The sequence below is a fragment of the Streptococcus parasanguinis genome (genome assembly GCF_001074805.1).
Taxonomy (GTDB): Bacteria; Bacillota; Bacilli; order Lactobacillales; family Streptococcaceae; genus Streptococcus; species Streptococcus parasanguinis_A.
In genome coordinates, this window is record NZ_JUPI01000104.1 from 1 (window position 1) to 270 (window position 270).

Consider the following 270-nt stretch of genomic DNA (forward strand, 5'->3'; position numbering starts at 1 on the left):
ACGGAACTACATCACAGAGACTACGACAGAAGTACACCACGTAAAACCAAGTGGTACTTTAACAATTGAAAATAATAATGTTGAAACAGGCACGTTTGATGCAGTAATTCGCAATATAGTAGCTCCAAATGGCTTGAAGGAAATCTTGATCCCAACCTGGTCCGACAAGAACTGGCAGGATGATCTAGTATGGCACAAAGCAGTCCGTCAAAGTGATGGCAGCTACCGTGCGACTATCAAAGCCACAGATCATAAAAATGAGGATGGTAA

Annotated in this window: 1 protein-coding gene; it reads left to right on the forward strand. The window is 42.2% G+C overall.

What is annotated here, in order from left to right; all coding sequences use genetic code 11:
* On the forward strand, window positions 1-270 hold a 270-nt coding region (locus tag ADI76_RS06995; RefSeq protein WP_049515354.1), incomplete at both ends, for a GBS Bsp-like repeat-containing protein.